This is a genomic window from Streptomyces celluloflavus, from assembly GCA_000720995.1.
Lineage (GTDB): Bacteria > Actinomycetota > Actinomycetes > Streptomycetales > Streptomycetaceae > Streptomyces > Streptomyces celluloflavus.
In genome coordinates, this window is sequence record JOEL01000067.1 from 21,708 (window position 1) to 30,690 (window position 8,983).

The window sequence follows — 8,983 nt, forward strand, 5'->3', positions numbered from 1 at the left end:
CACCCGGTCACCGTGCGCCCCCGCGCCTCCTCCGCCAGCCCTCCCCGCAGCAGCCACCACCGCCATGAACCGCCGGACGAAAGCAGAACGCCGTGCTGACCGTCGACTTTTCCCGCTTTCCGCTCGCCCCGGGCGACCGCGTACTCGACCTGGGCTGCGGCGCGGGCCGGCACGCCTTCGAGTGTTACCGGCGCGGCGCGCAGGTCGTCGCGCTCGACCGCAACGGCGAGGAGATCCGCGAGGTCGCCAAGTGGTTCGCCGCGATGAAGGAGGCGGGCGAGGCCCCCGAGGGCGCCACCGCCACCGCGATGGAGGGGGACGCGCTGGCCCTGCCGTTCCCCGACGACAGCTTCGATGTCGTGATCATCTCCGAGGTGATGGAGCACATTCCGGACGACAAGGGGGTGCTCGCCGAGATGGTGCGGGTGCTGCGCCCCGGCGGCCGGATCGCCGTCACCGTCCCCCGCTACGGCCCCGAGAAGGTCTGCTGGGCGCTCAGCGACGCCTACCACGAGGTCGAGGGCGGCCATATCCGCATCTACCGGGGCGACGAACTGCTCGGCAAGATGCGCGAGGCCGGACTGAAGCCGTACGGCACCCACCATGCGCACGGACTGCACAGCCCGTACTGGTGGCTCAAATGCGCGTTCGGCGTGGACAACGACACCGCGCTGCCGGTGCGGGCGTACCACAAGCTGCTGGTCTGGGACATCATGAAGAAACCCCTGGCCACCCGGCTCGCCGAGCAGGCGCTCAACCCCGTCCTCGGCAAGAGCTTCGTCGCCTACGCGACCAAACCGCACACCCCCGCGCGGCACGGCGCGGACCCGTGGGCGCAGGCACCGGCCGCAGCCGGGACGACCGATCCGGCCACGTCCGCCCCCAAGGCCCCCAAGGCCCCCAAGTCCTCCGCCGGGGCCGCCAAGTGACCAGTCCCGGGCGTACCGAGCGGCTGGTCCTGCCGGGGGTGCTCACCGCCGAGCAGGCGGCCCGTACGGTCGCGGGCATCGTGGCGGCCCAGCGCACGGACGGCGCGATCCCGTGGTTCCGCGGCCACCACCTCGACCCGTGGGACCACACCGAGGCCGCCATGGCGCTGGACGCCGCCGGCGCGCACGAGCGCGCCGAGGCCGCGTACGAGTGGCTGCGCCGGCATCAGAACCCGGACGGCTCCTGGTACGCGGCGTACGCCGACGGGGACGCCGCGGCGCCGACCGACCGCGGCCGGGAGACCAACTTCTGCGCGTATGTCGCCGTCGGCGTCTGGCACCACTTCCTGTCCACCGGCGACGAGGCCTTCCTCGACCGCATGTGGCCCGCCGTCTTCGCGGCGATCGAATTCGTCCTGGAACTCCAGCAGCCCGGCGGCGAGATCGGCTGGAAGCGCGAGGACGACGGCAGCCCCGTCACCGACGCGCTGCTCACCGGCTCCTCCTCCGTCTACCAGGCGCTGCGCTGCGCGCTCGCGCTCGCCGACCAGCGCGAGGAGCCGCAGCCCGACTGGGAACTGGCCCTGGGCCGCCTCGGCCACGCGATACGCCGGCACCCCGAACGGTTTCTGGACAAGGCCCGCTACTCCATGGACTGGTACTACCCGGTCCTGGGCGGCGCGGTGCGCGGGGCGGCCGCCGCCGCCCGGATCGACGCGGAGTGGGAGCGCTTCGTGGTGCCCGGCCTGGGTGTGCGCTGCGTCCTGCCCAACCCCTGGGTGACCGGCGGCGAGAGCGCGGAGCTGGCCCTCACGCTGTGGGCGATGGGGGAGTCCGACCGCGCGGTACAGATCCTCGCCTGGATGCAGCATCTGCGCGCCGAGGACGGTATGTACTGGACCGGTTACGTCTTCGACGACGACGCCATCTGGCCGCGCGAACGCACCTCCTGGACGGCCGGCTCGCTGCTGCTCGCGGTGGCCGCGCTGGGCGGTGACGAGGCCACCACCTCGGTCTTCGGCGGCGAACGGCTGCCGACCGGGCTCGACCCGGACTGCTGCCGGTAGGCGGTGGCCCCGCCGCCGGGGGCGGGGCCACCGGTGGCCGGAATTCGCGTGCGGATGCGCCGAACGGGCGTTTGCGGGTGACGGGGTGCGGGCGGCCGGGTAAGGCTGCGGGCGTGTGGTCCGCGTACGACGATGCCCGCCGGAGGCGCGCTGTGTCCCTGCCCTCGTCCCTCACCGAAGCCCGCCCCGACAGTCCGCCCGCCCGGCCCGCTCCCGGCGCACCGCCGCGCCCCGGGGTCTCCGTCCGGCGGGGCGCCGTGGCGCTGCTGCTGGCCGGCAGCCTGCTGACCGGTGCCGTCGCCTGCGGCAAGAGCAAGGACGCGGGCGCCGACAACAGCGCGGCGGGGCCCAGCCCGAGCACCTCCGTGGAGAAGCAGAAGTTCGCCAAGACCCGCTTCGTGACCAACGCGGGCCTGGCGGCGGGCGCCACCTACCAGTGGATCGTGAAGCCGTTCAAGGCGGGCAAGTTCAAAAAGGGCGCGGACGGCCGGACCTTCGCCATGGTCAAGGCCGGTCTGGCCGGCGCCTTCACCTACAACAGGCTCAAGGCCGCGGTGGCCAACGCCAAGGGCGACCCGCTGCTCTCCAAGGCGCTCACCCCGCTCTCCAGCGGTATCGACTCGCTCAAGAACCTGGGCGGCAAACTCCGCAAGGGCGATGCGGGCGACGCCGATGTCGGCTCGTTCGAGAAGATCATCAACAACGTCAAGGGCGCGGGCCGGAGCGCGGGCGCCGAGGTGACCGACAAGGTGCCGACCACCGCACAATTGGGAGGCTGAGCCGGGCGGCCGCGTCTTGGCTAAGGCGGCGGTGAACGCGAACAGTTCGTCGGGCGTGTACGAGGCCGGTCTTGAATCATCGGGGTCAGGAGGTAACGCGGAGCGTCAGTTCGCGAAGCCGGCGGCCGGTGGCAGTGATGTCGTATCGGCGCGCGTTATTGAGAGCCGCCTTGGTCAGGGCCTTGCGCCGGTGGAAGTCCCGGCCCATCTCGTCCAGGGCCACGGCCAGCGAGCGCGGGTCGCCAGGGGGGTAGGGAACGCCAGCGCTTCCGAGGATTTCCCTCACACCGGGAAGATCGGAGTAGGCAACCGGAAGTCCGTGGGCTTGGGCCTCGATGAGGACGAGCCCGAAAGCATCCAGACCTTTGGTCGTGAAGACGAAGGCGTCGAAGTTCGGCAGGCGGCGCCACAGTTCGGCGCGGGGCAGGTACCGATCGAAGTGGACCCGGTCCCGCAGGCCGAGTTCGACAGCTCGTTGTCCCAGATGCTCCCGCAGGGGCCCTTTGCCGATCACGGTCAGGCAATGGGGCTGATCGGTGAGAGCGAGGGCTTCGACGGCCGTGATCGTGGACTTGTTGTCGTCCAGGCGACCGGCGTGCACCAGAGACAGGGGCCCGGTCCCTGCGGACGGCTGATCGCGTACCTGGGCATCGGCCAGACGGATGCCCCACGGGATGACGGTGATGCGATCGGTGAACCGGCGCCCGGTGAGGCGGTCGATGTGGTCGGCGAGGACGGAGGTCGGGGTGACGATCGCGGCGCTGGCGTCGGCGACCTCGTTCATGGCCTCGTGTTCCGCTGCGCTGCGCTCGGCCGCCGTCACCTCGGGGCCGTGGGCGATGGCGATGATCGGGATGGTGCCGGCGATTCGGCTGAGGGCCAGGCTGAGTGCGAACCCGACGTACTGGGCGTGGATGGCGTCCGGCCGGAGCTGCTCGATGAGCGCGCCGACCTCTCGCGTCAGTTCGTCAACGTAGTGGTCGAAGCCGGAGCCCTGGGGGCGCTTCGTCGTGGAGAGGGGGATCAGGTGATCGAACGCGGCCTTCCACGCCTGATCGACCGGTGCCCTGCCGAGGAAGGTCGTATGGGTGTCGGGCATGGCGCGGTAGAGGTCGTTGACGAGGATCAGGCTCCCGGACGAAGGCTCACAAGTGCGGTTGATGCCGGTGACGATGGTCAGGGGTTTGGTGGTCATGCGGAGATCCCCTTGATGGGTGGCCGTTGGGCGGGAAGCGAGGACGGAGCTCCCCGGTCCACCGTGATCCGCGGGTCGGCGATGGTCGTCCGTCCGCGGTGACGAGGTGGCGCCCACCACGACGCCAGGTGCGGCGTGAAGACGGCGGTGACCTCCTGGGCCGGGTGCAGGAAGCCTTTGCTGTCCTGCTTGGCCGTCCATGCTCTGACGGCCGACCGGGGGTAGATGGGGTGTATCCCGATCTCGCCCTTGGGGAGGATGCCGTTGAAGGGTGTGGGGATGCCCTCGTGGTTCCAGTAGTCCCATGCCTCCAGTGCCTTGGCCTTCTCGAAGCAGTGGTAGAGCTGCTGGTAGCGCGGCATGTACCGGATCTCGCGGAAGATCATCTGGCCGATCAGTCCCGGCGCGACGTGCCGGAGCATCCTGAGATCAGCGCCTTGGAAGGTGACCGAGGCCGCATCCTGGGACGGATGCAATGTGGTCCGCGCGAGCAAGTGGGACAGCCGTCGCCGCACGTACTCGGCGACTCCCGGGGCGAGCGAGGGTTCCACGCCGTCGATGAGCTGGACGAGCCGCTGGTGGCGCGGATGGAAGCGGGCCAGGTCGAACAACTGGTGCATGCCGTCCACGGCGGCGAACGCGATCCTCTTGTACAGCCAGTTGTTCAGTTCCCCGGCCTGGGCGTAGGTCTTGGTCTCCGGAGACGCAGAGTGGAGCATCAGGTACTCGGATAGCACCTCGAAGTACAGGTAGCCGAGGAACGGCACGGAAGGCACGGCGGCAGCCAACTGGTCGATGAACTCGGGGGCCGCGGTGGCGCGGCCGGCTGCGTTGCGCAGGGCCGTGTCGAGGAACACGGCCGCGGCGCGCAGCCCGGCCATCAGGGCGCGGTCGAGCTGGTCGTTCTCGGCCGGGGTGAGGAAGCTCTGGTAGCGCAGGTAGGTGCGCAGGTGGATGGTGCCGAGGTGCAGGTAGTCCACGCCCTTGGTGGGGATCGGAGCGTCCGGGGTGACCTCGAAGATCATGGACGTGGTGTTGGGCTTCGTCTGCATCAGGTAGGCGCCGAGGTTGTGCGGGCGCAGTCCCTCGCGCTGACGGGCCAGAGGGGAGCAGTACAGGGCTCCGACCAGGCACCCGGTGGAGACGTGCAGCTCACCGCTGGTGCGGATGGCGGTGATGTCCTTGGTGGTGTGCAGCAGGTACATGGGCCGGCCGCTGACGAGCGCTTCGGTCATCGCACTGTGCTGGATCAGCCACCCGTTGGGGGTAGAGCCCTCCAGGTAGCGGCGCCAGTCGCCCTCGCTCTCGGCCAGCGAGGCAGGGGCCGGGCGCTGCGCGGGCCTGGTGTAGTCCGTGTGGGCGTGCTCCCATTCGTCGCGCAAGAGAAACTCCTGGGGTTGAAGTCAGCAGCGGGCCGGGGGAGTTAGGGAAGCTCACAGGGTCTCAACGTTCGCTCCGGACAGGCGGTTTCGGCAGTCGAGCACGTACGGTGCGTTCTTCTCGATCATCGCGAGGTCGAACCGGGAGTGGTCCATGAGGAGCACCACGGCATCAGCGGCGGCCACCTCCTGCGGGCTCGCATCGACCCGGGGCACGTTCAGCTTGCTGGTGTCGCTCTCCTGGACGTTCGGGTCGGCGCCGCGGACCTCGGCGCCGAGGCCGATGAGAAGTTCGGCGACCCGCGCTGAAGGGGAGTTGCGGAGATCGGTGGCGTTGTACTTGTAGGTCAGGCCGAGCAGCAGGATGCGAGATCCCTTGACGGGCAGGCCGCGCTTGTCGAGGCCGTCCACGACACGCTGGACGACGTAGCCGGGCATGTGCCGGTTCACGTCGTCGGCGAGGTCCACGAACCGGAAGGCGACCCCCAACTCCTGCTCGATCTTCCACGAGAGGAACAGCGGATCGACGGGCAGGCAGTGCCCGCCGACTCCCGGCCCCGGGGTGAACCGGGTGAAGCCGAAGGGCTTGGTCGCGGCGGCGTCGATCGCCTCCCAGACGTTCACGCCGAGGGGCGCCGCCAGCGTCGCCAGCTCGTTCACGAGCGAGATGTTGACCAGCCGGAAGGTGTTCTCCAGCAGCTTCGCCAGCTCGGCGACCTTGGGCCCGGACACCGGGACCGTGGTCTGGAAGATGCCGTCGTAGAAACCCTTGATCACTTCGAGAGACCTGGCGTCGATCCCGGACACCACCTTCGGTGTCCCGTCGAACGACCAGCGCTTGTTCCCCGGAGCGATGCGTTCGGGACTGAACCCGGCCAGGAAGTCCTCCCCGGCCCGCAGGCCCGACGCCTTCTCCAGGATCGGCAGCAGCAGTTCCTCGGTGCAGCCGGGGTAGGTCGTGGACTCCAGGACCACGGTCGCGCCGGGGCGAAGGTGCTCGCCCAGGGTCCGGGCGCAGGTCTCGATGTAGGTCAGGTCGGGCACGCCGTCCCGCAGCGGGGTCGGGACAGTGATCACCGCGATGTCGAAACCGGCCGGCGCGGCAGCCTCGGTGGTCGCGGAGTAGTTCCCGGAGTCCAGCACGGCACGCAGCCGCGAGGAGGCCACGTCCTCGACGTAGGAGTGGCCGGCGGCCGCCGCGCGGATACGGTGAGCGTCCACGTCGTAGCCGATCACGTGGTGACCCACCTCCGCTGCGCGCACGGCCAGCGGAAGCCCTACGTAGCCCTGACCAGCGACAACTATCTGCATGGCAGCTCCTACTCGATTGCGGTGCTTGAATGGACCGTCGTTCCTGGTCTGGCAAGGAGAAGTGCTGTGCCCCTGGTGTCGGTCGTGATGCCCGTGTACAACTCGGCAGCCACGCTCGGCGCAGCCGTCCGATCGGTGCTCACGCAGACCCACAGTGACCTGGAGCTGCTGGTCACCGACGACCAGTCCTCCGACGGCTCCATGGACCTGCTCCGCGACTTCGCCGAGCAGGACGAGCGCGTCCTGCCGAAGTCCGCGCCCGAGCGGGGCGGTGCGGGCCGGGCCCGCAACCTGGCGATCGAGCGGGCCCGCGGGGACTACATCGCCTTTCTCGACAGCGACGACATGTGGCTTCCGGAGAAGACCGAGAAGCAGCTCGCCTTCGCCGCGGAAGGCGATGCACCTTTGACGTTCACCTCGTACTTCAAGATGGACGCCGACTACGCCGGCGAGAGCGCCGACTGGGTGCCGAACGGGCGGGTGATCCGTGCGCGGGAGCACGTGGACTACCGCGCGATGCTGGTCCGGGACCACATCGGTGCACTCACCGCCATGTACGACCGCAACGCCCTGGGCACGAGGCTGATGCCGGAGATGCGCAAGCGCCAGGACTACGCCCTCTGGCTGTCGATCATGCGGGACGGCGCCGACGCCCGCGGCCTGGCCGAGCCGCTTGCGGTGTACCGGGCCGGTCAGGCGGGATCGCTGTCCTCCAACAAGCTCTCCCTCGTGCAATACAACTGGAACTTGTACCGCGAGCACGAGCATCTGTCGGTCCCGCGGGCGACGCGGGCGCTGGCCGGCGCCGTGTGGCAGTCGCTGCGCAACTCTCGCATCTAACTCCGCGTACCGGCCCGGGGAGCCCGGTGCGCGACCGTTTCCGGGGGTGCCCGACCGGGCCCCGCCCCGTGGCCGTGCCGCGTGCTCGGGGGCTGGACCCGGTATCAAAACTCGGTGGGTCACCGGTACCGTCGGCCGGCTACGCGGCCGAGCCGTCGCCGGCCGGTGCGCGCAGGAACAACTGGAGGAGCAGCCGCCGGCCGGAGACCGGGACGGTCTCCTGACCGCTGTGGAGCGCCTCCCGGCCGTGCAGGAAGCGGCGCTGGTTCACGATGAGGTAGTCCCCGGGCTGGAGCATGAAGGAGACCTGCCCCCGGACGAGCTCCTCGGCGAGCTCCCGGGCGGCATTGGTGTGCGCCTGGCCGAGTTCGGACCGCTCCAGCATCTTGGCGGTGAACCGGATGAACCCCTCACCCGGGTCGGAACCGTCCAGGATCGGAAACGGCTTGTACTCCTCGCCCACGCCGAACAGGTCGAAAAACGTCCCGTAGTGGTAGGCCAACTCGGCCAGCAGGGCGCGGCTGTCCTCCGACAGCCGCGCCACCGCCGCGTGGGCGTCGGAGAGGATGCTGGGGCCGCCGCCGAGCGGGTCAGGGCGAACGCACAACAGCGTGGTGTAGTCCGGGGGCCGAGTCGCGTTCACCAGGTCCATGTGGAACGCGTTGTACCCGATACCGCTGGAGCGGCCGGGGTCCTTGTCGACCTTTACCCCGATGCCCTTCCACAGGGGCCACCGCGGGAAGGGCGAGAAGGGGACCGCCACCTCGGCCGCGAAGGCCGTCGCCAGCCGCCGGAACCGGTCGCCGGCCCCCAGGGCCTTGGAAAGGTTTCCCAGGCGCAGCACGGCGTATCCGCCGCCCTCCCCGGTCAGCGCGTGGCGCAGGATCGCGGCGGTCTCCTCGAACCGCGGGGTGGCTGTCAGCTCGGTCCGGTACCGCTCCAGGGTGGACTTCGCCAGGAACGAACCGTCCAGTCCCCAGGGCGGGAGAGGAAGGTCGATCAGAGCGGCTTCGAGTTCGCTAGGGATGTCGATGAACACGCGGAGCTCCCTGTCTCTTGGGGTTTTCGGGGTGCCGTTCGGGTGCTGCTGTCGTCCGGGCGCCGAAGGCGGTCCGACAGAGGGTGAGTCTCGTGGCGCCAACTGGGTCACCGAACTTCGCTATTGGCCTGTCCATCAGAGCTGCGCTCCGCCACGGCGATCTCCGGGCCGGCGTCCGGAACGCTGGCGGGTGCGGGCGCGTTTCGGGCGTCGTGGGTGCTGATGACGATCGCCGCAGGGCCGCCGGTGCCGAGCAGGGCCAGGGCGGTGATGGGGCGCCGGACGGCCAACTGGATCAGGGGCGGTCGAGGCGGCTTTGCGTGGGCACCGCTCACTCTTTCGCCGCCTCGATCGCTTCGGGGTCCGTCGTCCACTCCACGCCGCCGGTCACGGGCGCAAGCCACGCCACGGGGGGCGTGTCGGGAACCTTGATCACGAGGCCGG

At 70.0% G+C, this 8,983-nt stretch carries 9 protein-coding genes; 4 read left to right on the forward strand and 5 right to left on the reverse strand.

Annotation, left to right across the window (positions count from 1 at the left end; all coding sequences use genetic code 11):
* Positions 1 to 92 precede the first annotated feature (92 nt).
* The 3 genes from IH09_RS33455 (at position 93) to IH09_RS33465 (ending at position 2,775) form a co-directional block, all read left to right on the forward strand.
* Positions 93 to 929, forward strand: coding sequence for a methyltransferase domain-containing protein (locus IH09_RS33455; RefSeq protein WP_052861322.1), 837 nt, complete (start codon positions 93 to 95; stop codon positions 927 to 929).
* The gene (locus tag IH09_RS33460; protein ID WP_052861323.1) at positions 926 to 1,996 is read left to right on the forward strand and encodes a prenyltransferase; all 1,071 of its coding nucleotides are present in this window, start codon (positions 926 to 928) and stop codon (positions 1,994 to 1,996) included. Before IH09_RS33455 ends, IH09_RS33460 begins: the two co-directional genes overlap by 4 nt.
* 257 nt (positions 1,997 to 2,253) lie before the next feature.
* On the forward strand, positions 2,254 to 2,775 hold the full coding sequence (locus IH09_RS33465) for a hypothetical protein (RefSeq protein ID WP_052861333.1): 522 nt from the start codon (positions 2,254 to 2,256) through the stop codon (positions 2,773 to 2,775).
* A gap of 85 nt (positions 2,776 to 2,860) precedes the next feature.
* Here the strand turns inward: IH09_RS33465 and IH09_RS33470 are convergent, their stop codons facing one another.
* Genes IH09_RS33470 through IH09_RS33480 form a run of 3 tightly spaced genes read right to left on the reverse strand, consistent with a single transcriptional unit; the run spans position 2,861 to position 6,660 of the window.
* On the reverse strand, positions 2,861 to 3,970 hold the full coding sequence (locus IH09_RS33470) for a glycosyltransferase family 4 protein (RefSeq protein ID WP_052861324.1): 1,110 nt from the start codon (positions 3,968 to 3,970) through the stop codon (positions 2,861 to 2,863).
* A complete protein-coding gene (locus tag IH09_RS39485) occupies positions 3,967 to 5,352 on the reverse strand; it encodes a hypothetical protein (RefSeq protein WP_052861325.1) in 1,386 nt (461 codons plus the stop codon). Before IH09_RS39485 ends, IH09_RS33470 begins: the two co-directional genes overlap by 4 nt.
* Positions 5,353 to 5,403: 51 nt before the next feature.
* Positions 5,404 to 6,660 (reverse strand): nucleotide sugar dehydrogenase, encoded by a 1,257-nt coding sequence (locus tag IH09_RS33480; RefSeq protein WP_052861326.1) that lies wholly within the window; start codon positions 6,658 to 6,660, stop codon positions 5,404 to 5,406.
* A gap of 66 nt (positions 6,661 to 6,726) precedes the next feature.
* Here IH09_RS33480 and IH09_RS33485 point away from each other — a divergent pair, with 66 nt between their 5' ends.
* The gene (locus IH09_RS33485) at positions 6,727 to 7,500 is read left to right on the forward strand and encodes a glycosyltransferase (protein WP_052861327.1); all 774 of its coding nucleotides are present in this window, start codon (positions 6,727 to 6,729) and stop codon (positions 7,498 to 7,500) included.
* A 139-nt stretch (positions 7,501 to 7,639) separates the two neighbouring features.
* Here IH09_RS33485 and IH09_RS33490 read toward each other — a convergent pair whose 3' ends face one another.
* Both IH09_RS33490 and IH09_RS33495 read right to left on the reverse strand, forming a co-directional pair.
* Entirely contained in the window at positions 7,640 to 8,539 is a 900-nt protein-coding gene (locus IH09_RS33490) for a TauD/TfdA family dioxygenase (protein ID WP_052861328.1), read from the reverse strand.
* Between the two features lie 107 nt (positions 8,540 to 8,646).
* Entirely contained in the window at positions 8,647 to 8,874 is a 228-nt protein-coding gene (locus tag IH09_RS33495; protein WP_190233487.1) for a hypothetical protein, read from the reverse strand.
* Positions 8,875 to 8,983 lie beyond the last annotated feature (109 nt).